This window comes from Spirillospora sp. NPDC048911 (assembly GCF_043198015.1).
Classification (GTDB): domain Bacteria; phylum Actinomycetota; class Actinomycetes; order Streptosporangiales; family Streptosporangiaceae; genus Spirillospora.
Map to the genome: position 1 here is coordinate 204268 of NZ_JBICUD010000004.1, position 23553 is coordinate 227820.

Sequence of the window (23553 nt, forward strand, 5' to 3'; positions counted from 1 at the left end):
GGTATGTTGTGGCCTCGTGGCGCAATTCAGACTGAACGGCTCGAAGATGCTGGCCGTCGATCTGGCCGGCGAGACCATCAGGGCGTTGAACGGCTCGATGGTCGCCTACGACGGGCAGATGACGTTCAAGCGGCAGGGGATGACCGGCGGCGAGGGCCTGCGCGGCGCGCTCAAGCGCCGGATCGCCGGCGAGGGCATGACGCTCATGGAGATCACCGGCCAGGGCACGGTGTTCCTGGCCAGCGAGGCGACCGAGGTGACGCTGGTCCCGCTGAACGGCGAGACGCTGTTCGTGGAGTCGGAGAGCCTGCTGGCCCTCGACGGGCGGCTCCAGACGGGGGTGCAGTTCACCGGGCTGCGCGGGATGGGCACCGGCCAGGGCCTCGCCACCACCAAGGTGGAGGGCCAGGGCATGGTCGCGATCCTGTCCGACGGCCCGGCGATCGCCCTGGAGGTGAGCCCGGGGACGCCGCTGTGCGTCGACCCGCACGCCTACGTGGGGCACCGCGGCCAGCTCCAGCAGGACGTCGTCACCGACGTCAACTGGCGCACCGTGCTCGGGCAGGGCTCGGGGGAGAGCGTCCAGTTCCGCTACCAGGGGCACGGCCTCGTCTACGTCCAGCCCGCCGAGCGCGGCGGCGGAATTCTGGAGATCTGATGCCGGGATACACCTCGATCAACTCGAAGATGCTCCAGGTCGCGGTCGGCCCCGGCCAGGAGGTCTACAGCAAGCGCGGCGCGATGCTCGCCTACACCGGCCGGGTCCACTTCGCCCCGACCGCCACGGCCGGGCAGGGCCTCGGCCAGACCCTCGGCCGCGCGATGGCGGGCGAGCGCACCGTGATGATGCACGTCACCGGGCACGGCAGCGCGATGTTCGGGCACGGCGGCCTGCACGTCCAGGTCATCGAGCTCGCGGGCGACACCCTCTACGTGGAGGCCGACCGGCTGCTGGTCTACGACGGGAGCCTGCAGGCCGGGACGATGTTCATGGGCGAGCAGGGCGGCATCGGCGGAGTGATCCGCGGCGCGGTCAGCGGGCAGGGCCTGTTCACGACCACGCTCACCGGGCACGGCTCGTGCGCGGTGCTGTCGCACGGCGGCGTGATGGAGCTGCCGATCACCCCGCAGCGGCCGGTGCACGTCGACCCGCAGGCGTACGTCGCGCACCGCGGCCAGGTGCAGAACAAGCTCACCACGGCGATGGGGCTGCGCGACATGGTCGGCCGCGGCTCGGGCGAGGGCTTCCAGCTGCAGCTGAGCGGCCAGGGCGTCGTCTACGTGCAGGCCAGCGAGAGGAAGATCTGAGCCGTGTCGGTCCCGACTTTCAACCCGATGACGCTGCCGTCCAACGACAACGTCAACCCGTACGCCTTCAGCGTGGACCTCAACGGGCAGTGGTTCACCCAGAAGGGCAAGATGATCGCCTACTACGGGCAGATCAAGTTCGAGGCGCTCTCGGCGGGCCCGCTCGACTCGCTCGTGGCCGCCCACTTCCACTCGCCCCTGTACGCCCAGGACTGGGTCATCGCGCAGGGGCAGGGCAAGCTGCTGCTGGCCGACCGGGGCTTCGACGTCAACTCCTTCGACCTCGACGACGGCAACCTCACCGTCCGCGCCGGCAACCTGCTGGCCTTCGAGCCCGGCCTGGAGCTCAAGCAGTCGATCATCCCGGGGTTCCTGACCCTGATCGGCACCGGCCGCTTCGTGGCCGCCTCCAACGGCCCGGTGCACTTCGTCGAGCCGCCGATCCGGGTCGACCCGCAGGCGCTGCTCGGCTGGGCCGACTGCCCGTCGCCCTGCCACCATTACGACCACTCGTACATGCGCGGCGTGATGGGCATGGCCCGGCAGGTGTTCGGCGTCGGCGGCACCTCGGGGGAGGAGCACCAGTTCGACTTCACCGGCCAGGGCACGGTGCTGATGCAGTCGTCGGAGGTCGTGGCCAACGAGGACACGCTGCTGCGCGACCTGGAGGGCCAGGTCGGCATGCTGGGCGCGGGCGGCCTGCAGCGCCTCCACCACACCATCGGCCAGCGCCTCGCCGCCGAACGCGAGCACTAGCCGCCGGACGCGGGCACCGCCGGCCGGGCGCGAGCCGCAACGGCCGGAGGCGGGCCGGGCTTCCGGCGGCGACACGCCCCCGGGAGCCGGGCCCGCCGATCGGTCAGGTCCCTTGCGGGGGCGCCGGCCGCATCACGCGGAACTCGGCGCCGAACGGGTCCTTCACGGTGGCCATGCGGCCGTACGGGGCGTCCTCCGGCTCGGCGACGACCGTGCCGCCGGTGTCACGGGCCCGGCGGACGGCCTCGTCGGGGTCCTCGACCGCGAAGTAGACCATCCACGCCGCGGCCGGCAGCGCGGGCACGCCCATGACACCGCCGATGCCGTGCCCGTCCGGCCGGTGCAGGACCGTGTAGTCGAAGTCGCCCGGCATCTCTTCGAGCGTGTAGTCGAAGATCGCCCGGTAGAACTCGCCCGAGGCCCTGGAGCCGGCGGTGACCAGCTCGCTCCACACCAGCGAGCCTGGCTCGCCCCCGTGTCCGCCGTCCCGGTTCCCCGCGAGCCGGCATGGCCGGGTGCGGCACCTTCCGCACACGTGAGGCGGGAACGGCCTCCCGCGTCACGTACACTGATCTGATGGTTTCGCTCCCGAGCTGACAGGCCCCCAGCGCGCGCGTCGCGGTCGATCGGACCGCCGGCGCGCGTTTGTGCGTCCGCCTGTTTCCGCTGAGCCAGATTTCCCGTCGAGCCGCTGAGCCGCCCGAGCCCTTTCCGTCAGGGGAGCCCTGTCACTGTGATCATTGCGAACGACATCGAGCTGCGTGCCGGATCCCGGCTGCTGATCGAAGGCGCCACCTTCCGGGTCAACCCCGGCGACCGGGTCGGCTTCGTGGGCCGCAACGGCGCCGGCAAGACCACCCTCACCAAGGTACTCGCAGGTGAGGCCCAGCCTGCGCAGGGCACCGTCACCCGGTCGGGCACGCTCGGCTACCTCCCGCAAGACCCGCGCGGCGTCGACCTCGACGAGCTCGCGCGCGACCGCATCCTGTCCGCGCGGGGCCTGGACGAGGTCATCCGCAAGCTGCGGCTCGCCGAGGACCAGATGGCGACGGCCACCGGCGACGAGCGCGACAAGGCCGTCCGCCGGTACGGGCGCCTGGAGGAGCGGCTGCACGTCCTCGGCGGCTACTCGGCGGAGGCCGAGGCGGCCTCGATCGCCTCCAGCCTCGGCCTGCCCGACCGCGTGATGACCCAGCCGCTGGGCACCCTCTCCGGCGGTCAGCGGCGCCGGGTGGAGCTGGCGCGGATCCTGTTCTCCGACGCCGACGCGCTGCTGCTGGACGAGCCCACCAACCACCTCGACGCCGACTCGATCGTCTGGCTGCGCGACTTCCTGAAGTCCCACCAGGGCGGCCTCGTGGTCATCAGCCACGACGTGGAGTTGCTCGACGCCGTCGTCAACCGGGTCTTCCACCTCGACGCCAACCGCAGCGTCGTCGACATCTACAACGTCGGCTGGAAGAAGTATCTCGACCAGCGCGAGACCGACGAGCGGCGCCGCAAGCGGGAGACCGCCAACGCCCAGCGCCAGGCGGCCACGCTGCTCGCCCAGGCCGACAAGATGCGGGCCAAGGCCACCAAGGCCAAGGCGGCCCAGCAGATGGACCGGCGGGCCCGGCAGCTGCTCGCCGGGGCGGAGGGGGAGCGGCAGGCCGACAAGGTCGCCAAGATCCGCTTCCCCGAGCCGGCGCCGTGCGGCAAGACCCCGCTGACCGCGGAGGGTTTGTCGAAATCGTACGGATCTTTGGAGATTTTCACCGACGTCGACCTCGCGGTCGACCGGGGGAGCCGGGTCGTCATCCTCGGCTTGAACGGCGCCGGCAAGACCACCCTGCTGCGCCTGATGGCGGGGGTCGACAAGCCCGACACCGGCCAGGTGATCCCCGGGCACGGCCTGCGGATCGGCTACTACGCCCAGGAGCACGAGACGCTCGACGTCGACAGGTCGGTCCTGGAGAACATGCAGTCGTCCGCGCCTGGGCTGGCACCGGTCGAGGTCCGCAAGATCCTCGGATCGTTCCTGTTCTCCGGCGACGACGTCGAGAAGCCCGCCGGGGTGCTGTCCGGCGGAGAGAAGACCAGGCTCGCCCTGGCCATGCTCGTGGTGTCGAGCGCCAACGTCCTGCTGCTGGACGAGCCCACCAACAACCTCGATCCGGCGAGCCGCGAAGAGATCCTCGGAGCGCTGCGCACCTTCTCCGGAGCCATCGTGATGGTGACCCACGACGAGGGTGCGGTGCAGGCGCTCCAGCCGGAAAGAGTGATTTTGCTGCCGGATGGTGTCGAAGACATCTGGAGTGACGAGTTTGCCGATCTGGTGGCACTTGCGTGACCTGCGCGGTAGCTATCGCAGATCTTTTCTGGCGGAGTGGGTAGCCGAACGCGCGGGAATGACTGATCATGGCGGGGGATAACGCAGCGGTCACCACATCACTACGGGAGGTACTCGTGGCCGAGACCCTTAAGAAGGGCACCCGCGTGACCGGTGCCGAGCGCGACAAGCTGGCGGCGGAGCTCAAGAAGAGGTACGACTCCGGCGAGAGCATCCGCGCCCTGGCAGCCGCCACCGGCCGCTCGTACGGGTTCATCCACCGGATTCTCACCGAATCCGGCGTCAACCTGCGGGGACGCGGTGGCGCCACCCGTGGCAAGAAGTCCTGAACGGACGACTTCCCCCGGATGAGCACACCGCCTGACCCGCCGCCGCGGCCGACCGAGTAGGGTTCGGTCGCGGCGGCGGGACGGGTGGCCGGCATGTCTCCGGCATGGCACCGGTACCGCATGGCGCCGGCCCGGACATGAGTCAAACGACTCACGTCCGGGCCAGAGTCAGCAGACCATGTCACTGCGGAGGGAACGTCATGTCGGACGCGAGGGTCGAGGAGCCGCGGCCGGATCCGGCCACAAGCCCGAACGAGGCCGAACTGGCCGAGGCCGGGTTGCGGCTCGACGTGGACGGCGCGATCGCGACGATCACGCTGAACCGGCCCGAGCGCCGCAACGCACTGACGTTCGCCACCTGGCGGGGGCTGGCCGGGATCGGCGAGTCCCTGCCCGACGGCGTCCGCGTGGTGGTCCTGCGCGGCGCGGGCCCGTCCTTCTCCGCCGGGATCGACCTCGGCATGTTCTCGGGCGGCGGGTTTCCCGACGGCGCCGACGCGGCCGCCTCCGACCGGTTCATCGCGGGACTGCAGGAGAGTTCCACCTGGCTGCGGCGCCCCGAGATCGTCTCCATCGCGGCCGTGCACGGGCACGCCATCGGCGGCGGTTTCCAGCTCGCGCTGTCGTGCGACATCCGCGTGATCGCCGACGACACCAAGTTCTGCATGAAGGAGCCCGCGCTCGGGATCGTGCCCGACCTCACCGGCACCAAGCCGCTGGTGGAGATCGTGGGCGTCAACCGGGCCCTGGAGCTCTGCCTCACCGCCCGCACCGTGCTCGCCGACGAGGCGGCGCGGCTGGGCCTGGCCGAGTACGTCGTGCCGCGGGCCGACCTCGACAAGACCGTCGACGAGCTCGTCACCGCCCTCCTCGCGGTCAACCCGGGCGCGGCGGTGGCCACCAAGCGGCTGCTGCTGGAGGCGCCCGGCAACACCCTCGAAGAGCAGTGCGCCGCCGAGCGCCGCGAGCAGATCGGCCGCCTGCGCGAGCTCTTCGGTTCCCAGAACGCCTGACCGGCAGCCTCAGCCACGCACGCGAGCGCGCTACCTGATCTGCGGGCCCGAAGCCGGAGGCGAGGGCCCGCAGATCAGATCGCGAAGCGATGTCGCCCTCCCGCTACGCCCCCCGCCCAGCCGCCCTTTCAAAGGACAAGCTTCGCTTGGCGCCGCTTTTGCGGTTCGGCCCGCGAGCCGCCAGGCTCGCGGGCCGAGGCCGCAAGAGCTTTAGAACAGGGCCTCGCGGCCGCCGCGGGCGAGTGGCAGGAGCACCTTGCTGGTTCCCGGCTGGAGGGTCAGCTTGGTGCCCGCCGGGTAGCGCAGCGTGTAGTCGTAGTCCGTGGACAGGACGATCACGCCGAGCCGGTGGCCGGCCTTGAAGACGTAGTCGGTCGGCTCGAAGTCCCAGCGGAAGTCGTACGCCTTGCCGGGCTTGATCGGCTCGGTGCGGCTCGGGCTGTGCCGGTTGCGCGCGTCCAGCCAGCCCCGCGTCACGATCTTGTACGGGGCCGTCGCGGTCACCAGCGCCTGCCGGGTGGTGCAGCCGTCGTCACCGGGGACGCCCTGCCCGAAGCAGACCCGCTGGCCGGTGTCCAGGCGGGCGCCGGTCGGGCGGGTGTCGGTGCCGTAGTCGACCAGCAGCGCCGTGAGGTACGGCGAGCGCCCGTCGAGCGAGGCCCGGAAGGCGGCCTTGGGGATGCCGTTGAGGCGCACCGGCTTGGTCAGGGCCGGGGTGAGGAAGGCCAGCCGGTTCGGGTCGGCCTGGTCCTCGTTCACCAGGAGCTGCTCGGCGGTCCGGGTGCGGCCCGCGTCGATCATCGACTGGACCGGGCCGCGGCGCGGCCTGAGCGACAGCGTGCCGGGCTGGCCGGCCTTTCCGGCGTTCAGGCTCACCGGCACGGTCCGTGTGCCGGGAACGGGCCAGTCAGAGGCGGTCTCCCACTGTCCGGGGGCCCGCTCGACGTCGACCCTCGGCTCCTTGGTGATGCCGTTGTCGATGTTGTAGAGGAAGCGGTCGAACCAGGCGCCGGTCTGCCGCAGCCACTCCTCCAGCCGCCACCGGAACGGGGTGGCGTGGTTGGCCTGGTGCAGCCAGAGCTTGCGCGGCACGCCGGCCTGCTTGATGGCGTTCCACCACTGGACGGAGTTCTTGACCTTGACGTTCCAGTCGTTCAGGCCGTGCACGACCATGACCGCGGCGCGCACCTTGCGGGCCTGGCCCAGGTAGTCGCGGTCGGCCCAGACCTTGCTGTAGTCGCCCGTCACGCGGTCCTGCGTGGCCTCGATCTGATCGATGACCGGCTTGCAGACCTCGGGGTTCTTCCGGGTGAGCACGGCCTTGGCGAGCACGTCCAGATCCTCGCCCTGGAACCCGCCGGGCGCGAGCACGCCGCCGTTCGCGCGGTAGTAGTCGTACCAGCTGGAGATCGCGGCGATCGGCACGATCGCCTTCAGCCCGACGACGCCGGTCGCGGCCGCCATGTTGGGCAGCGTGCCGTTGTACGACTGGCCGATCATGCCGACGTTGCCGGTGGACCAGCCCGCCTTCACCTCGCTGCCGTCGGCGGCCCAGCCCTTGGCCCGTCCGTTCAGCCAGTCGACGGCGGCCTTGGCGCCGGCCTGCTCGCTGCGGTCGCCGGACGTCGGGCAGCCGGTCGAGCCGCCGGTGCCGATGCTGTCGAGCTGGGCGACGGCGTAGCCGCGCGGGATGTAGTAGTTGTCGAGGTAGCCGGGGAAGATCTCGGCCAGGTTGCGCGGGTTCGCCTTGAGGCTCTTGGCCTGCGCGCCGTCGATGTCGACGTTGTGGTTGGGCACGTCGAGGATGCCCGCCCAGTACGGGCTGGCCTCCAGGATCGTCGGCACCTTGAGGCCGGAGTTCGTCTCCTTGGGCCGCATGACGCGCATCTGCACGCGGTCTCGGACGCCGTCGCGGTCGCTGTCGACGGTGGTCTCGATGTTCACCGTCTGGGTGACCGCGTCGGCCCGGGAGAAGACCGGCTGCGTCGCGCCGTTCTCCACCTTGATCTGCGGGCGGTCCGCCGCGGCGGGCGCGGTGGCGCCGGCCGGCGATGCGGTCGTGGCGAGGAGCGCGGCCGTGAGGGTGATCACGCCGGCGCCGCCACGCGTCAGTCTTCGGGTCACAGGGGACTCCTGAGGGGAGTTGAGCGTGGAGTAGTGGCTCACATCTACTACCGGACCGCCACAAAGTCCACAAGATCGCCCAGAGCTGGCCAGAGCGCCCGCAGGATCTCCAGGTGGGCTGCGCGCGGACGGCCGGTTTTCGCCGTGAGCTGAGCCGGGAAGCGGTCGGGTACGAGGTGCGTTGTCGTGGGTGCAGACTGAGATGCTTACTTGATTACGTACGCGCACGGCGTACGCGGAGCTGGACTCGAACGGTCGGAGGCCGCATGGGGATGCCGGGTATGCCGGGCAACGGCTGGCAGGTGATGGCGTCGTTCCGCCGGGACGGCTCGGTGACCCAGCAGAAGCTCAAGCCCGGCACGGTCAAGCGGATCGCCGGGTACGCCCGCCCGTACGTCCGCGAGCTGGTGCTGTTCCTGGTCCTCAACTCGTTCGCCGCGGTGATCGTGGTCGCCAACCCGCTGCTGCTCAAGGCGATCATCGACCGGGGCATCGTGCCCGGCCGGCAGGACCTGGTGATCTGGCTGGCCGTGGCGGTGGCCGGGCTCGCGCTGGTGGAGGCCGTGCTCGGCCTGGCGCAGCGGTGGTACTCGGCGCGCATCGGCGAGGGCCTGATCTACGACCTGCGCACGCAGGTGTTCGGCCACGTCCAGCGCCAGCCGGTCGCCTTCTTCATGCGGGCCCAGACCGGCTCGCTGGTCAGCCGGCTCAACAACGACGTGATCGGCGCCCAGCGCGCCCTGACCACCACCCTGTCGTCGGTGGTCTCCAACGTGATCAGCCTGGTCCTCGTGCTGATCACCATGCTGATCCTGTCCTGGCAGGTCACGCTGTTCGCGTTGCTGCTGCTGCCGATCTTCATCCTGCCGGCCAAGTGGGTGGGCAAGCGGCTGCAGCGCATCAGCCGCGAGCAGATGCAGCTGGACGCCGAGATGTCCTCGCTGATGACCGAGCGGTTCAACGTGGCGGGCGCCATGCTCGCCAAGCTGTACGGGCGCCCGTCCGAGGAGGAGGAGAACTTCTCCGCCCGCGCCGCCCGGGTCCGCGACATCGGCGTGGTGGCCGCGATGTACGGCCGGGTGTTCTTCACCGCGCTGACCCTCGTCGCGGCGCTCGCCACGGCCATGGTCTACGGCGTCGGCGGTGTCCTGGCCGCGGACGGGAGCTTCGAACTCGGCACGCTGGTCGCGCTCGCGACCCTGCTGACCCGGATGTACGGGCCCCTCACCGCGCTCTCCAACGTCCACGTGGACGTGATGACGGCGCTGGTGAGCTTCGACCGCGTCTTCGAGGTGCTGGACCTCAAGCCGCTCATCCGCGACCGCAAGGGCGCCGTGCCGCTGTGCCGGGCCCGGGCGGACGCCGACGGCCACGCGGATGGCGCTGGGCACGGGGACGGCACCGCGGCGCCCGCGATCGAGTTCGACGGGGTGCACTTCGCCTATCCCGCCGCCGAGGAGATCTCGCTGGCGTCGCTGGAGTCCATCGCCCGCAACGACAACGCGCCGGGACGGCCCGTCCTGCACGGCGTCACGTTCACGGCCGGGCCGGGCGAGCTGGTGGCCCTGGTCGGGCCGTCCGGGGCGGGCAAGTCGACGATCACCCATCTGGTGTCGAGGCTCTACGACGCCGACGACGGAGCCGTGCGCGTCGGCGGCCAGGACGTCCGCGACGTGACCCTGGAGTCGCTGCGGGCGCAGGTCGGCGTCGTCAGCCAGGACGCCCACCTCTTCCACGACTCGATCCGCGAGAACATGCGCTACGCCAGGCCCGCCGCCACCGACGAGGAGATCCTCACCGCGCTGGCGGCGGCCCAGATCGGCGAGCTGATCGCGGACATGCCCGAGGGGCTCGACACGGTCGTCGGCGACCGCGGGTACCGGCTGTCGGGCGGTGAGAAGCAGCGCCTGGCGATCGCCCGGCTGCTGCTGAAGGCCCCGTCGGTGGTCGTCCTGGACGAGGCCACCGCGCACCTGGACTCGGAGTCCGAGGCGGCCGTGCAGCGCGCGCTGAAGACGGCGCTGGCGGGCCGCACGTCGCTGGTGATCGCGCACCGGCTCTCGACCATCCGCGAGGCCGACCAGATCCTGGTGATCGACGACGGCCGGGTCGCCGAGCGCGGCCGGCACGAGGAGCTGCTGCTCGGGGGCGGGCTCTACGCCGAGCTCTACCGCACCCAGTTCGCCCGTCAGAACGGACGGGAGAGCCGCACCGCGGAGCCGCTCGGAGCGGAGTGACCATACCGAGACCTTCGAAAAGATGGTCAGCCCCGCCGAGCTGGGTAGGTACGCCGCGACGGGGGTGACGAGCATGCGGAGGACGATCGGGCTTCTGGCCGTACTGGCCGCCGTGCCGGTCCTGGCGACCGGCTGCGGCGAGCAGCGCGCCAACATGGCGGCGGTACGCGATTCGGCCGCGACGCCATCGGCCGCCGCCCTGTCGGGGGCGACGACGGCGTTCGCAGTGGTCCGTCCGGGGGCCCGGCCGGACGAGGTCCTGCTGGCGCGGGCGACGCGACGGCAGCCGGGCGGGCCGGAGACGGTCGTCCCGGCGAACGTCCGGCCCGCGGCGGCGACCGCCCTCGCGCCCGGAGCCCGCATCCACATCACGGCGCCCCTGTTCGAGGGCGACCTCAAGGACTGGCTCAAGGGCATCCAGGTGACGCCGGAGCAGTTCGCCGCCATGTCCAGGACGGCCGAGAGGCGGTACGGGCCGCTCCCGGATCGTGCGCGCATGTTCGATGTACGGCTGGACGGGCGGCAACGGATCACCGTGATGCGGCAGATCTTCAGTCCCTGACGGCCTCGTGCCGCCCTGAAGGTCCCACGGGAATCTCAGGGAACTCCTGTCGCGCGACGCCGGTTGCGGTTTCCTGGACTTCCTTTGATCGCGCCGGGGCGGCAACCCGATGGCCACTTCGCGTCGTCACAGTGACTGGGAGCGCGAGCGTCCACGGAGAGGAGACCAGGGTGCGAAGGACCATGAACACCGCGACGATCAATCCCGTCCGGGTCGTGAAGAGCGGGCCCGGCCGCTACACCGTCCTGCTCGTCGGCCTGGGGGCCGCGGGCGTCGCGCTCGGCTGGCGCGGCCCGGACGTGGCGGCCTCCGCCTCGTCGATCATGAAACGCCGCTGAGCTCGTAGCCCAGCCTGCGCAGCTCCGGACCGGCGACCTTCTCCACCTGGACCAGCTGCCGGGAGGTGAGCCGGTTGCGCCACGTCCCCGCCTGCCGCTCCCCGGCCTCCCGATCGCGGGGGCGTACCAGCCCGGACAGGGCGGCCTTGGAGATCGGCGCCTCCAGATAGTCCGAGACGGTGTCCGCGACCTTGCGCGGCCGGGAGATCAGATCCTCGTACCGCACCGTCATCAGCTGGTCGTCGGGCGTCTGGGCGCGCAGCTTGGCACTGAGCCGCACCGAGCCGCGCCACCGCAGCGCGCACCGGACCGCCATCGCCGCCTGGGGCCAGCGATCCCGTTCGAGGACGTCCTCGACGCCGAAGAACGGGTTGGGGAAGACCTCGTCGAGGTTGGCGAGCCCGGGCCGGAACCACGCCATGCAGCGCTCGTCGTCGAGCATGTCGGCCACCACGTCCCGGCCGTCCCTGATCACCTGCAGCAGCTGGGCGTCGGGGAACGCGTCCAGCAGGACGTCGGCGCTGTAGAGCAGGTCGGGGGAGGCGTCGGCGAACCGGGAGATCCCGCGCGGCTCGGTGCACGGCTCCGCGAGATCACCGTCGTCGGCCGCGGGCGCCCGCAGGCCGGACAGCTCCCGGCACTCCGCCGGGCACTCGGCGCAGCCGCGCGCGGAGACCTGCCACGCCTCGGCGAACGCGTCGCGCAGCACCCGGGCGGCCCCGCGGCCGCGCTCGGAGGCGATCGACGGGCGGCGGGCGAAGGCGTAGGTGACGCGCAGCACACCGGGGCGCCCGACCGTCAGGTGAAAGCCGGTGGAACGTTTCACGGCACGCGCGAGAAGGTCCGCACCGGAGTGGGGAGCGCCCAGGACGAAGACCGGGCGGCGGACCTTGGTGCCATTGATCACCAGAATGTGCGGCGTCGACCTCATACGAAGGCCCAGTTTCTCACCTCCGGGGTGATGCCGCCGCCCGCGACGCACCGCGTTGGCCTTCCCCATCACGGCCATGCCCTTCCGCTCACCGGACAATCGGTCCCCGCCGTCACCTGCAGATCCCCGCTCAGCTTCGGGATATTCGGAACAGAACGGGGCGTTCCGGCCCTAGCCTGGAACCATGAACGCCCCCCAGACGCTCGCGGACTGGCTGCCCGCGGCCGAGTCGATCACGGTGCTGTCCGGCGCCGGGATCAGCACCGACAGCGGCATCCCCGACTTCCGGGGACCGCAGGGGGTCTGGACCAAGGACCCGGCTGCCGCGGCCATGTCGACGATCGGCAGCTATGTCGCCGACCCGGAGGTGCGCCGCCGTGCCTGGCGGTCGCGGTGCGACCACCCGGCGTGGAACGCCCGGCCCAACACCGGGCACGCCGCGCTGGTGGACCTCGAACGGGCGGGCCGGCTGCGCGCGATCGTCACCCAGAACATCGATGGCCTGCACCAGCGCGCCGGCTCGAGCCCCGAACTGGTGATCGAGATCCACGGCACGATGCGGTACGCCGAGTGCCTGTCCTGCGGGCTGCGCACCCCGATGCCCGAGATCCTGGCCCGGGTGGAGAAGGGCGAGGACGATCCGCCGTGCGCCGCCTGCGGCGGGATCCAGAAGTCGGCGACGATCTCGTTCGGCCAGTCGCTCAAACCGGAGGTGCTGGAGGCCGCGATCGCCGCCGCCCGGTCCTGCGACCTCTTCGTCGCCGTCGGCACCTCGCTGACCGTGCAGCCCGCGGCAGGGTTGTGCCTGGAGGCGGTCGAGCACGGCGCCCGGCTCGTGATCATCAATGCCCAGCCCACGCCCTACGACGGGCTGGCCGACGCCGTCCTGCGCAAGCCGATCGGCGAGACTCTGCCGCGGCTGGTGGAGCTGGCGACGGGGAACGAACGGTGATCCCGTCCGTTGATCGTGACAAGGCCGTGATGGGGGACGGATGGGATCGGGAGGCGACACTCACTTGGTGAGGATCTGTTGGCGGGTCGTGACCGGGGGCCCCTTCCGCTGGCGTAATTCTCCTGACAAGCTCTATCCGTTGCGGTGCGAGGAGGGATCGGGTTGAGAAGCGGGGGCGCCCGGGGATTCGCCAGGCTGCGGCCCGGCGACCGGGTGGCCGTGATCGCGCCCAGCGGTCCGGTGCATCCGGACCGGCTGGAGTCCGGCTGCACGGTGCTGCGCGATCTCGGCCTGGACGTCGTCGTGGCCAAGCACGCCCTCGACCGGGTCAACCTGGGGACGGCGGAGCCGGTCCGCGACGACTGGCAGCGGCTCGCCGGGACGGACGCCGACCGGGCGGCCGACCTGCAGGCCGCGTGGTGCGATCCGCGGGTGCGGGCGGTCGTGTGCGCCCGGGGCGGCTACGGCGCCACCCGGATCCTCGACCACCTCGACTGGGCGGCGATGGCCGAGGCGGCGGTCACCGATCGCGGCCCCAAGCTCCTTCACGGCTCCAGCGACATCACCGCCCTCCATGCGGCCTTCGGTGAGCGCTTCGGCATCACCACCGCGTTCGGGCCCATGCCGGCGGGCATCCTCGCCGACGGCGCCGGTGACGACCACGAGGCCTCGCTGGCGAGCCTTCGCGCGGCGTGGTTCGGGAGCGCTCCCGAGGCCGTCGGCGGCACGCACGCGCTCGCCCCTGGCCGGGCCGAGGGGCCGCTGACCGGAGGCACGCTCGCGCTCCTCACGGCGATGCTCGGCACGCCCTACGCGCCGCCACCGGCGGCCGGGCGCGTCGTCTTCCTGGAGGACATCGCCGAGGCGCCCTACCGCATCGACCGCATGCTCACCCAGCTGCTCCAGGCGGGCTGGTTCGACGGCGCCGCGGGCGTCGTCCTCGGGCCCTGGACCGACTGCGGCGACCCGGCCGAGGCCGACGCCGTGGTGGCGGGCCGGCTCGGCCCGCTCGGCGTCCCGATCCTGGCGGGCGTCTCCGCCGGGCACGGGCCCCGCCAGCTCACGCTCGAACTCGGCGCCCGCGTCCGGCTGGACGCAGGCGCCGGTGTTCTGACCCTGCAAGCTCCCGCAGGAGGTGTCTGATGAGCGGCGGCAGGCACGCGCGTCCCGGCGACTGGGACGACGGCGCACTCGACTCCCTTCTGGTGCTGGTGGCGGAGAGCCTGGGCTACTCCTGCCGCCAGGTCCCCGGCGACGTCATGCTGCTCGAGGGCGCCAACCGACTCCACGTGAGCCTGCGCAACCTGCGGCAGCTGGCGCGGCTCGTCCCCCGCAACGACTGGCCCGCGCTGGTCTCCGACCACGTCACCACGATCGTCACCGCGATCGAGGAGCCGCTCGACCTCAGCGACTTCGAGCTCGCCCAGAACCTGCTGCGCACCCGCATCTACCCCGCCGAGGCCGACAACGGCGTGCTGGCCGCGCGCCCGTTCGCCCCCGGGCTCATCGAGGCCGTGGTGGTCGACACCCCGACCACCGTGCGCACCGTGACCACCGACGAGATGAACGGCTGGCCGGTCTCCGGCGACGCGCTGTTCATGCTGGGCCGCGCCAACGTGCGGGCCGACGGGCCGCTGCAGCTGGACGAGCAGGAGCTCGGCGGCGTGCGGGTGTCGGTGCTGCACGGCTGGACGTTCTACGCCGTCACGCACCTGGCCTGGCTGGAGGAGTACCTGCCGCTCGGCCCGTACGGCGCGCTGGTGGTCGTGCCGAACCGCAGCCTGATCATCGCGCACCCCATCCAGCCCCCGGTCGGCGGCATCCGCGCCGGCTACCGGGCGGCGGTGGCGGCCGCGCGGGAGCTCCAGGGCCAGGCGCATCAGGCCTACGAGGACGGCCCTGGCTCCCTGAGCCCGCACCTCTACTGGTGGCGCAACGGCGAGCTGACGCTCCTGGAGACCCGCTACGACGGCGACACGCTCGTGCTCCCCGAAGACTTCCGCGCGGTCCTGACCACCCTCGCCGCCGAACGCTGAAGAGGCCGGTGACGCGCACCGGCCCCGATCACCTCACCTGTATTCCGGTCGTGTCGCGTGCGTTCCCCGTCACGTCAGGGGGACGAGGGCCTCGCCGGACGGCTCCGGCGTCGCCTGAGAGCGCGGCGCCTGATCGGCCGCCGGCTTCTTGATCTCCAGCAGCGGGATGAAGACGTGCGCGAGGGGGCCGATGGCCACCGCGTACAGCAGGGTGCCGATCCCCACGGTGCCGCCGAGCAGCCAGCCTGCCGCCAGCACGCTCAGCTCGATGCCGGTGCGCACGACCCGGATCGACCGGCCCCGCGCGGCCAGGCCGGTCGTCAGGCCGTCCCGCGGGCCCGCCCCGAACCCGGCGCCGATGTAGAGGCCGGTGGCGAAGCCGCCGACGACGATCGCCGCGGCGAGGTAGGCCCAGCGGGCCGCGAGGGCGGACGGGTCGGGCAGCAGGTGGAGGAACAGGTCGGCGAAGGCGCCCACCAGGACCACGTTGCTGATCGTGCCGAGGCCGGGCCGCTGCCGCAGCGGGATCCAGGCCAGCATGACGACGGCCCCGATGATGATGATCCATATGCCGATCGACAACCCGAACTGCCGCGCCAGTCCCTGGTGGAACACGTCCCACGGATCGTTGCCCAGTGCGGAGTCCACCTGCAGGGCGATGCCCAGACCGTACAAGGCCAATCCGAGATAGAGCTGCACCAATCGACGTACCATCAAGGCCATTGCCTGTTCTCCTCATCACGCTGCTACCAGCAGACTCGCGGCCGAAGTATCCAGTTTGGTCGCGAGTGGACTGGTCTAGAAAGAGCCAATATGGAAAAGTGGTCTGTATGAGTACCCGGTACGTGAGCGGATCCCAGCTGGCCCGTCTGCTCGGCGAGGTGCCGCACGAGCGGCCGTTCTACGCGGCGCTCGCCCTCGCGGTGCGCGGGCTCGTCCTCGACGGGCGGCTGGCCCTGCGCACGCGGCTGCCCGCCGAACGAGACCTGGCGGCCGCCCTCGGCGTCAGCCGCACCACCGTGACGGCCGCCTACGACCGGCTCCGCGACGAGGGGTTCATCGAGAGCAGGCAGGGCGCGGGCAGTTGGACGGCACTGCCTCCGACCAACATGTCGGCCCCGTCGACGCGGACGGTGCCGTCGGTCTCGGTGCCCTTCGGCGCGGGCAAGTTCGGCATGGCGCACGCCCCGGACGGGCCTGGTTTCATCGACCTCGGCTGCGCGACGCCGGGCGCCCCGGAGATCTTCCAGGAGGCCGTGGCCGCCGCGGTCGGCGAACTGGGCCGGTACAGCGCGGGCCCCGGCTACGAGCCCGCCGGCCTGGTCGAGCTCCGCGAGGTGATCGCCGCGAGGTACGCGGCGCGGGGCGTGCCGACCCGGCCGGACCAGATCGTCGTCACCACGGGCGCGCAGCACGCCTTCACCCTGCTGACCCAGGCCCTGACCGACCCCGGGGACGCCGTCCTGGTCGAGCGGCCGACCTATCCGCACGCCCTCGGCGCGCTGCGGCGGCGCGGGGCCCGGCTGGTGCCGGTGGGCGTGAACGAGGGCTGGGACCTGGAGCTGATCGCGGGCAGCATGCGGCAGGCGGCGGTGCGGCTGGCCTACACGATCCCCGACTTCCACAACCCGACCGGCGGGCTCATGGGCGAGGACGACCGGGCCGCGCTGGTGGACGCCGCCCGGCGGGCCGACGCGTTCCTGCTCGTCGACGAGACGTTCGCCGAGCTGGGGCACGACCTGGCCGCGCCCCGGATGGCGCCGGTGTCGTCCTACGACACCGGCGGGCGCGTCATCACGATCGGCTCGGCGTCCAAGCTGCTGTGGGGCGGGCTGCGCATCGGCTGGATCCGCACCACCGCGCCGCTGGCCCGGCGCCTGGTGCTGTCACGCGAGGCCATGGACATGGCGAGCCCGGTACTCGACCAGCTCATCGTCCGCGAGCTGCTGCTGCGGGTCGAGGAGGTGCGGGCCGAGCGCGCCGCGACGCTGCTGCGCAACCGCGACGCGCTGGCCGCCGCCCTGCGCGACCATCTGCCGGACTGGGAGTTCCGCCTGCCCGAAGGCGGCATGTCATTGTGGGCGCGGCTCGGCGCGCCGGTGGCGACGCTTCTGGCCGAGGCCGCCGGGCGTTATGGCGTGCGCGTGGTGCCGGGCCCGGTCTTCGGCGTGGACGGCGTGCTGGAGGACTGCGTCCGGCTGCCGTACGTGCTGCCGCCGGAAACGCTGCGCGCGGCCGCCGAACGCCTGGCCGCCGCCTACCGCGAGGTCGACGCGGCCCCGGTCTCCCGCCCGCTGCCCGCCTACGTCTGACGGCCCCGCGGCGATCGGCCGCCGCGGGGCGCGGTGAGGTCGGTTCAGGGGGGTCAGGGCGCGCGCTGGATGTAGTCGACGAGGTGCTCGCGTTCGCTCTCGAGTTCGTCGATCGCGCTCTTGACCACGTCGCCGATGCTGACCAGCCCGGCCAGCCGCCCGTCGACGACGACGGGGATGTGCCGGATCCGGTGCTCGGTCATCGTCGTCCGCAGGTCGTGCACGTCGGTCTCCGGCTCGCAGGTGCGGACCCGCTCGGTCATGATCTCGGCCACCGGCCGGTCGAGCAGCCGCGCGCCGTGTTCGTGCAGGCGGCGCACGACGTCGCGTTCGGACGCGATGCCGGCGATCGTCTCACCGTCGGGCGAGACCACCGCCGCGCCGATGTTGTGCTCGGCCAGGGTGGCCAGCAGTTCCCGGACGGTGGCGTCGGGTCGTACCGTGGCCACCGCGTTCCCTTTTCTCCGCAGGATGTCGCGAATGCGCATGAAAACTCTCCGGCGTCGGTTCGGTCGGCTTTCGCGGGCCCCGCCGCGGTCCTTCTACCTGCCAAGGTCCCATGTTCCGCGGCTCGCCGGAACCCCGTGGCGGTAAACGCTTGACCCCGGCGGCACGCGATCGTCGCCGGGCCGGGCATGGCCCGGGCCGATCACGGGTAGGCCTGACCTGCCGATGTCGCCGTGAACTCAAGGGGACAGGACGTGCCGGGACGCATCGAAGATTATGCGCTGATCGGCGACTGCCAGAGCGCCGCGCTGGTCCGCGACGACGGCTCCATCGACTGGCTGTGCCTGCCGCGCTTCGACTCGGGGGCCTGCTTCGCCGCGCTGCTCGGCGACGAGGAGAACGGCCGGTGGCGGCTGGCGCCGACCGGTGCGGGGCGCGCCGCCCGGCGCCGCTACCGGGGCGACACGCTGATCCTGGAGACCGAGTGGGAGACGCCCGGCGGCGCCGTCCGGGTCATCGACTTCATGCCGCACCGCGGGGAGGCGCCCGACATCGTGCGGATCGTCGAGGGGCTCGCGGGCGAGGTCGGCGTGACGCTGGACCTGCGGCTGCGGTTCGACTACGGCCACCGCGTGCCCTGGATGCACCAGTCCGGCGGCCAGCTCGCCGGGATCGCGGGCCCGGACGCGATCTGGCTGCGAAGCCCGATCAAGGTGGTGGGCCGGGACTTCGCGCACACCGCCGAGTTCACCGTCCGCGCGGGGGAGCGGATCCCGTTCGTGCTCACCTGGCACGCGTCCCACCTCCCGGCGCCCAAGCCGGTCGACGCGCTGCACGCGCTGGCGGAGACCGAGGCGGAGTGGACCGCGTGGGTCGGCCGGTTCTCCTATGCGGGCACCTACCGCGATGCCGTCATCAGGTCCCTGATCACGCTCAAGGCGCTCACCTACTCGCCCACCGGCGGCATCGTCGCCGCCCCCACCACGTCGCTGCCGGAGACGATCGGCGGCGTCCGCAACTGGGACTACCGCTTCTGCTGGCTGCGCGACGCGACCATGACGCTGGACGCGCTGCTGCGCAGCGGCTGCACCGAGGAGGCGGACGCGTGGCGGCGGTGGCTGCTGCGGGCCGTCGCGGGCGATCCCGAGGACGTCCAGATCATGTACGGGGTGGCGGGGGAGCGCAGGCTCACCGAGTGGGAGGTCGGCTGGCTGCCCGGGTACGAGGGCTCACGGCCCGTCCGCGTGGGCAACGCCGCCGCCGGGCAGCTCCAGCTGGACGTCCCCGGTGAGGTGATGAACTCGCTCTACCTCGCGCGCAAGGCCGGCCTGCCCCCGGCCCCGGAGATCGCGGCGATGCAGGACTCGCTGCTCGCGTACGTGGAGGCGCGGTGGGCCGACCCCGACGAGGGGCTCTGGGAGGTGCGCGGCCCACGGCGGCACTTCGTGCACTCCAAGATGATGTGCTGGGTCGCGTTCGACCGCGCCATCAAGATCGCCGAGGAGTTCGGCCGCCCCGGGCCGGTCGACCACTGGCGCGCCCTGCGCGACCGCATCCACCGGGACGTCTGCGACAAGGGCTTCGATCCCGCCCGCGGCACGTTCACCCAGTCGTATGGCTCGCAGGACCTGGACGCGGCCCTCCTGCTGATGCCGCAGGTGGGTTTCCTCCCCGCGGACGATCCACGCGTCGCCGGCACCATCGAGGCCGTCCGGCGGGAGCTGGCCGGTGACGGGTTCGTCCGGCGCTACCCGACCGACGAGGGAGCGGCGTCCGACGGGCTGACGGGCGAGGAAGGCGCGTTCCTGGCGTGCTCGTTCTGGCTCGTCGACGGCCTGCGCGCCATCGGCCGCGACGACGAGGCGCGCGAGCTCTTCGAGCGGCTGCTGTCACTGCGCAACGACGTGGGCCTGCTGGCCGAGGAGTACGACCCCGTGTCGGGCCGCCTGGTGGGCAACTTCCCGCAGGCGTTCAGCCACGTGCCGCTGATCCACGCCGCGTACGAGCTCGACGGCCACCAGAGCGTGTGGTGACCGTCCGGGCTATCCGACGTCGAGCCGGGCGAGCAGGCGCATCACTCGCGGGGAGATCCGCGAGGTGAGGTAACTCAGCCGTGCCTCCGGGGTGACGGGGACGAGGGCCCGGTTTTTCTGCACCGCCGCCACGATCTGCTTGGCGACGCCCTCGGGACCGAAGTTGCGCCGGGCATAGGCACGTGCCGCCCGTTCCTGTTTCCTGCCCTGCTCCTCTGCCGACTGGCCGACGAACCGCGACGTCCGCGTGATGTTGGTGTTGACGATGCCGGGACAGATGGCGCTGACCCCGATCCCCTTGCCCGCCAGTTCGGCGCGCAGGCACTCGGAGAGCATGAGCACGGCCGCCTTGCTGGTGGCGTAGGCGGGCAGCGTGCGCGAGGGCGTGAACGCCGCCGCCGAGGCGGTGTTGACGATGTGCCCGCCCTGGCCCTGCTCCGCCATCCGCGCGCCGAACAGCCGCGAGCCATGGACGACGCCCCAGAGATTGACGTCCAGTACCCGCCGCCAATCCTCCACGGAGTGGTCGAGGAACGCGCCGGCCATGCCGATCCCGGCGTTGTTGACCACGACGTCGGGCACGCCGTGCTCGTGCAGCACCGACTTGGCGAAGTCTTCCATCGCGACCGGATCGGCCACGTCGACCTGGACGGCGTGGCCCCGCGGCCCGATGAGCTCGGCGGTGCGCCGCGCGGTGGCCGGATCGAGGTCGGCGGCGACCACGTCGGCGCCCTTCTCGGCGAACGCCAGCGCCGTCGCGCGGCCGATGCCGCTGCCCGCGCCGGTCACGACGACCAGCGATCCGTCGAACGGGCGCCGGTCGCGGCGCACCCGGGCCCGGCGCACGGCACGTTCCTCCGGCGCGGTGAGCGGGCCGCCGGAGACCGCGGTGACGTGCTCGGTGATCCACTGGGCGACGACCCCGGGGTGGCTGCGCGGCAGCCAGTGCCCCGCCGCGATCGTGCGCAGCGACAGGTGGGGCACGCGGTCCTGGAGGCCGCCGACCAGATGCGGGGAGACGAACAGGTCCCTGGTCGCCACGATCACCTGCGTCGGCACGTCGGTGCGGCGGTCGCGCGGCCTGCGGAGCCGCTGCGGCATGTCGCCCCGGTAGAGGCCGACGCCGGCGGCGGCGTCGCGGGCGAATGTGCGCGCCGGGTGGCCCGCGCGCGGCCCGACGCCCTCGCCGATCTCCAGGGCGCGAGTGAAAAGCCTGGTCAGTCCGGCGCGCCACATCACCTCGGGCACGACCGGGGTCTGGAAGAAGGCGATGTACCAGGACCGCAGGCCCTGGCCCGCCGCCAGCCTGAGGTTGCGCGGGGTCGGCCTGCTCAGCTTGCCCCGCGTCCAGTGCGCCACATGGTCGAGGCAGGGGCCGGACATCGAGGTGAACGAGGCGAACCGCTCGGGCATCGTGCAGACGGCCTCCCACGCCTGGATGGAGCCCCAGTCGTGGCCGACGAGGTGCACGGGCCGGTCCGGGCTCGTGGCGTCCAGCACCGCGCGCAGGTCGGCCATCAGGTAGGCGAACGTGTAGCGCCTGCGGCCGAACGGGCGGGACGAGGCGCCCGCGCCCCGGACGTCGTAGCGGACCACGTGGTAGCGCGCCGCGAGCCGGGCCGCCACCTCGTCCCAGACGGCGTGGGTGTCGGGGTAGCCGTGCATCAGCAGCACGGTCGGCCGGGAGCGGTCGCCCTGCTCGAAGACGGCCAGGTCGACCCCGTCCCCGCGGACGCGGCGCGCGGTCGTCATCACATTATTGGACACATCGTTCAATTAACCGCTGTCGCGGACCCCGGTCAAGCCGCGGCGAGAGTGGCGCCCATCACGCTGGGCCGCGAAGCCATTAGTAAGGGTCGTAGCCCGCCGCCTGGGCCGCGGGTGACTTCATCAGGTATTCCAAGGCCTGCGGGGTGGAGCAGATCTGCGATGGGTGGTGCGAGGGCTTGAGGTAGATCGGCGCCTCGCCGAGCAGCAGCTTGAAGATCCCCGGGATGTGGCCCTTGCGCACCGACTTGCGGTACGAGCGGTAGACGTGCGGGAACGTCACCTTGCGCTTGACGGTCGGGTCCTGCTTCAGCAGGTAGATCCCGCCGCCGATCACCGCCCAGACGAGGAAGAACAGCGACACCGCCCAGGCGGCGACGCGCATCGGATACCTGCCGCCCATCTGCTGGTAGACGTCGAAGACGACGGAGCGGTGCTCGACCTCCTCCGCGCCGTGCCAGCGCAGCAGGTCCAGCATCGTCGGGTCCACGCCCGCCGCGTCCAGCCGGTCGTTGTCCATGATCCACTGGCCGAGCACGGCGGTGTAGTGCTCGATCGCGGCCACGGCCGCCAGCTCGAACCGCAGGCGCAGCCGCCACAGGCGCGGCGACCTCTCCTTGAGTGCCGCCATCTGGGCCGGGCGGTCGGCGTTCCCCTGGGCGGCCGGTTCAGTGATCTTGGAGACGTCGATCCCGTTGACCTCCAGGAGCTGGGTGAGCACGCCCTGGTGGGATCGCGCGTGCACCATCTCCTGGCCGATGAAGCCCTTGATTTCCGCGCGGAGTTTCTCGTCCCTGATATGCGGAGTCGCGTCCTTGACGCACTGGACGAACCACTTCTCGCCCTCGGGCAGGACGATATGGAAAGAATTGATCATGTGAGTCGCGACCGGATCGCCGGGAATCCAGTGCAGGGGCGTCTTCTCCCAGTCGAACGAGACGCGTCTGGGCTGGATGCGGGGGTGCCGCTCGTCGATCCCGGCATCCGGTCCCGCCTCGGGAAGCCCTGCCATTTCCGCTCCTCACGCCGGCGCGCCTGGTCACTGGAGCAGTACAAGATCACCTATGGACGCTGCACGATCGTCATTCGGTGTACGGCGCCGAGCGCCGCATGGACTGCTGGCACGCCAGTGAACTAGTGCGGCCGATGTGCTTTCTTGGGATTTGTCCCACAAGTTACCCATCGGTTTTCATCGGGGGATGACAATTACACTAATTACTGGGAAGGTTTTGCGGGACGGGTCACACGGTCACGCGCTCGGCGCCGGTATAGACGTTCATGGTCTCGCCGCGCAGAAAGCCGATCAGGGTCATCCCGGCGTCCTCGGCCAGCTCGACCGCCAGCGACGACGGCGCCGAGACGGCGGCCAGCACCGGGATCCCGGCCAGCATCGCCTTCTGCGTCAGCTCGAACGAGGCGCGGCCGCTCACCATGAGGATCCGGCCGGTCAGCGGGAGCAGGCCCGCGCGCAGCGCCCAGCCGACGACCTTGTCGACCGCGTTGTGCCGTCCCACGTCCTCGCGCACGGCCAGCAGGCCGCCCGCCGGGTCGAAGAGCCCGGCCGCGTGCAGCCCGCCGGTGCGGTCGAAGACCCGCTGCGCCTCGCGCAGCCGGTCCGGAAGCGCGGCCAGGAGCTTGGGCGTGAGCGCCACGTCGTCGGCCGCGACGTCGTACGGGCGGTCGGCGCGCAGCGCCTCGATGCTGGCCTTGCCGCAGACCCCGCACGCGCTCGTCGTGGTGAAGGCGCGTTCGAGCAGCGCGTCCGGCGGCGCGACCCCGGCCGCGAGGACCACGTCGAGGGTGTTCTGCTCGTGGGTGTCCGCGCAGTAGCGCATGCCCGCGAGGTCGGCCGCCCCGGAGATGATCCCCTCGGCCGCGAGGAAGCCCGCCACGAGGTCGAAGTCGTCGCCCGGCGTCCGCATCGTGATGGTCAGCGGCCGGCCGGCGATCCGGATCTCCAGAGGCTCCTCCACCGCCAGCGTGTCGGGCCGCCGCCCGCGCACCCCGGCGGTGCTCAGCCGCAGTACCGGCTTGCGCACCGTGATCCGCCCCATAGCGCGACGGTACTCCCGATGC

Annotated in this window: 22 protein-coding genes; 14 read left to right on the forward strand and 8 right to left on the reverse strand. The window is 71.8% G+C overall.

What is annotated here, in order from left to right:
• Positions 1-16: 16 nt before the first annotated feature.
• From ACGFNU_RS19100 to ACGFNU_RS19110, 3 genes are read left to right on the forward strand one after another with little or no spacing between them, the layout of a single operon-like run.
• On the forward strand, positions 17-658 hold the full coding sequence (locus ACGFNU_RS19100; RefSeq protein WP_392595245.1) for an AIM24 family protein: 642 nt from the start codon (positions 17-19) through the stop codon (positions 656-658).
• Positions 658-1308 carry an AIM24 family protein gene (locus ACGFNU_RS19105; RefSeq protein WP_392595246.1) on the forward strand — a complete coding sequence of 217 codons (651 nt, stop codon included), beginning with the start codon at positions 658-660 and terminating at the stop codon, positions 1306-1308. Before ACGFNU_RS19100 ends, ACGFNU_RS19105 begins: the two co-directional genes overlap by 1 nt.
• Positions 1309-1311: 3 nt before the next feature.
• Entirely contained in the window at positions 1312-2064 is a 753-nt protein-coding gene (locus ACGFNU_RS19110; RefSeq protein ID WP_392595248.1) for an AIM24 family protein, read from the forward strand.
• Positions 2065-2167: 103 nt separating this feature from the next.
• Here ACGFNU_RS19110 and ACGFNU_RS19115 read toward each other — a convergent pair whose 3' ends face one another.
• Positions 2168-2518: a VOC family protein gene (locus ACGFNU_RS19115; protein WP_392595250.1), complete on the reverse strand. Its 351-nt coding sequence runs from the start codon at positions 2516-2518 to the stop codon at positions 2168-2170.
• Positions 2519-2797: 279 nt separating this feature from the next.
• On the opposite strand from ACGFNU_RS19115, the gene ACGFNU_RS19120 reads away from it, so the two are divergent.
• The 3 genes from ACGFNU_RS19120 to ACGFNU_RS19130 all read left to right on the forward strand — a co-directional run bounded on the left by ACGFNU_RS19120 (position 2798) and on the right by ACGFNU_RS19130 (position 5738).
• On the forward strand, positions 2798-4396 hold the full coding sequence (locus ACGFNU_RS19120) for an ABC-F family ATP-binding cassette domain-containing protein (RefSeq protein WP_392595252.1): 1599 nt from the start codon (positions 2798-2800) through the stop codon (positions 4394-4396).
• Between the two features lie 116 nt (positions 4397-4512).
• On the forward strand, positions 4513-4725 hold the full coding sequence (locus ACGFNU_RS19125; protein ID WP_012852589.1) for a helix-turn-helix domain-containing protein: 213 nt from the start codon (positions 4513-4515) through the stop codon (positions 4723-4725).
• Positions 4726-4925: 200 nt separating this feature from the next.
• Positions 4926-5738, forward strand: a complete 813-nt coding sequence (locus ACGFNU_RS19130; protein WP_392595254.1) for an enoyl-CoA hydratase/isomerase family protein — start codon at positions 4926-4928, stop codon at positions 5736-5738.
• 210 nt (positions 5739-5948) lie between these two features.
• Here the strand turns inward: ACGFNU_RS19130 and ACGFNU_RS19135 are convergent, their stop codons facing one another.
• Positions 5949-7862 carry a Xaa-Pro dipeptidyl-peptidase gene (locus ACGFNU_RS19135; protein ID WP_392595256.1) on the reverse strand — a complete coding sequence of 638 codons (1914 nt, stop codon included), beginning with the start codon at positions 7860-7862 and terminating at the stop codon, positions 5949-5951.
• A 272-nt stretch (positions 7863-8134) separates the two neighbouring features.
• On the opposite strand from ACGFNU_RS19135, the gene ACGFNU_RS19140 reads away from it, so the two are divergent.
• The 3 genes from ACGFNU_RS19140 to ACGFNU_RS19150 all read left to right on the forward strand — a co-directional run bounded on the left by ACGFNU_RS19140 (position 8135) and on the right by ACGFNU_RS19150 (position 10999).
• A complete protein-coding gene (locus ACGFNU_RS19140; protein WP_392596471.1) occupies positions 8135-10099 on the forward strand; it encodes an ABC transporter ATP-binding protein in 1965 nt (654 codons plus the stop codon).
• Positions 10100-10172: 73 nt separating this feature from the next.
• A complete protein-coding gene (locus tag ACGFNU_RS19145) occupies positions 10173-10661 on the forward strand; it encodes a hypothetical protein (protein ID WP_392595258.1) in 489 nt (162 codons plus the stop codon).
• Between the two features lie 170 nt (positions 10662-10831).
• A complete protein-coding gene (locus tag ACGFNU_RS19150; protein ID WP_392595260.1) occupies positions 10832-10999 on the forward strand; it encodes a hypothetical protein in 168 nt (55 codons plus the stop codon).
• Here ACGFNU_RS19150 and ACGFNU_RS19155 read toward each other — a convergent pair.
• On the reverse strand, positions 10983-11930 hold the full coding sequence (locus ACGFNU_RS19155; RefSeq protein WP_392595261.1) for a sulfotransferase family protein: 948 nt from the start codon (positions 11928-11930) through the stop codon (positions 10983-10985). The genes ACGFNU_RS19150 and ACGFNU_RS19155 overlap by 17 nt on opposite strands.
• Before the next feature lie 184 nt (positions 11931-12114).
• On the opposite strand from ACGFNU_RS19155, the gene ACGFNU_RS19160 reads away from it, so the two are divergent.
• From ACGFNU_RS19160 to ACGFNU_RS19170, 3 genes are all read left to right on the forward strand, one after another.
• A complete protein-coding gene (locus tag ACGFNU_RS19160) occupies positions 12115-12882 on the forward strand; it encodes an NAD-dependent deacetylase (protein ID WP_392595263.1) in 768 nt (255 codons plus the stop codon).
• Between the two features lie 162 nt (positions 12883-13044).
• The gene (locus ACGFNU_RS19165) at positions 13045-14025 is read left to right on the forward strand and encodes an LD-carboxypeptidase (protein WP_392595264.1); all 981 of its coding nucleotides are present in this window, start codon (positions 13045-13047) and stop codon (positions 14023-14025) included.
• Entirely contained in the window at positions 14025-14918 is an 894-nt protein-coding gene (locus ACGFNU_RS19170; RefSeq protein ID WP_392595266.1) for a hypothetical protein, read from the forward strand. The genes ACGFNU_RS19165 and ACGFNU_RS19170 overlap by 1 nt, the downstream gene beginning before the upstream one ends.
• A 69-nt stretch (positions 14919-14987) precedes the next feature.
• Here ACGFNU_RS19170 and ACGFNU_RS19175 read toward each other — a convergent pair whose 3' ends face one another.
• Positions 14988-15641: a YitT family protein gene (locus tag ACGFNU_RS19175; protein WP_392595267.1), complete on the reverse strand. Its 654-nt coding sequence runs from the start codon at positions 15639-15641 to the stop codon at positions 14988-14990.
• Positions 15642-15748: 107 nt separating this feature from the next.
• Between ACGFNU_RS19175 and ACGFNU_RS19180 the strand changes: the two genes are divergently transcribed.
• Positions 15749-17230: a PLP-dependent aminotransferase family protein gene (locus ACGFNU_RS19180; RefSeq protein ID WP_392595269.1), complete on the forward strand. Its 1482-nt coding sequence runs from the start codon at positions 15749-15751 to the stop codon at positions 17228-17230.
• A 53-nt stretch (positions 17231-17283) separates the two neighbouring features.
• Here the strand turns inward: ACGFNU_RS19180 and ACGFNU_RS19185 are convergent, their stop codons facing one another.
• Positions 17284-17718, reverse strand: coding sequence for a CBS domain-containing protein (locus tag ACGFNU_RS19185; protein WP_392595271.1), 435 nt, complete (start codon positions 17716-17718; stop codon positions 17284-17286).
• 213 nt (positions 17719-17931) lie between these two features.
• Between ACGFNU_RS19185 and ACGFNU_RS19190 the strand changes: the two genes are divergently transcribed.
• Positions 17932-19710 (forward strand): glycoside hydrolase family 15 protein, encoded by a 1779-nt coding sequence (locus ACGFNU_RS19190; RefSeq protein WP_392595273.1) that lies wholly within the window; start codon positions 17932-17934, stop codon positions 19708-19710.
• 9 nt (positions 19711-19719) lie between these two features.
• On the opposite strand, the gene ACGFNU_RS19195 is transcribed toward ACGFNU_RS19190, so the two are convergent.
• The 3 genes from ACGFNU_RS19195 to fdhD form a co-directional block, all read right to left on the reverse strand.
• Positions 19720-21462: an SDR family oxidoreductase gene (locus ACGFNU_RS19195; RefSeq protein WP_392595274.1), complete on the reverse strand. Its 1743-nt coding sequence runs from the start codon at positions 21460-21462 to the stop codon at positions 19720-19722.
• 94 nt (positions 21463-21556) lie between these two features.
• The gene (locus ACGFNU_RS19200) at positions 21557-22489 is read right to left on the reverse strand and encodes a metal-dependent hydrolase (protein ID WP_392595276.1); all 933 of its coding nucleotides are present in this window, start codon (positions 22487-22489) and stop codon (positions 21557-21559) included.
• A 229-nt stretch (positions 22490-22718) separates the two neighbouring features.
• Complete coding sequence (fdhD, locus tag ACGFNU_RS19205) at positions 22719-23531, reverse strand: formate dehydrogenase accessory sulfurtransferase FdhD (RefSeq protein WP_392595278.1); 813 nt, start codon at positions 23529-23531, stop codon at positions 22719-22721.
• Positions 23532-23553 lie beyond the last annotated feature (22 nt).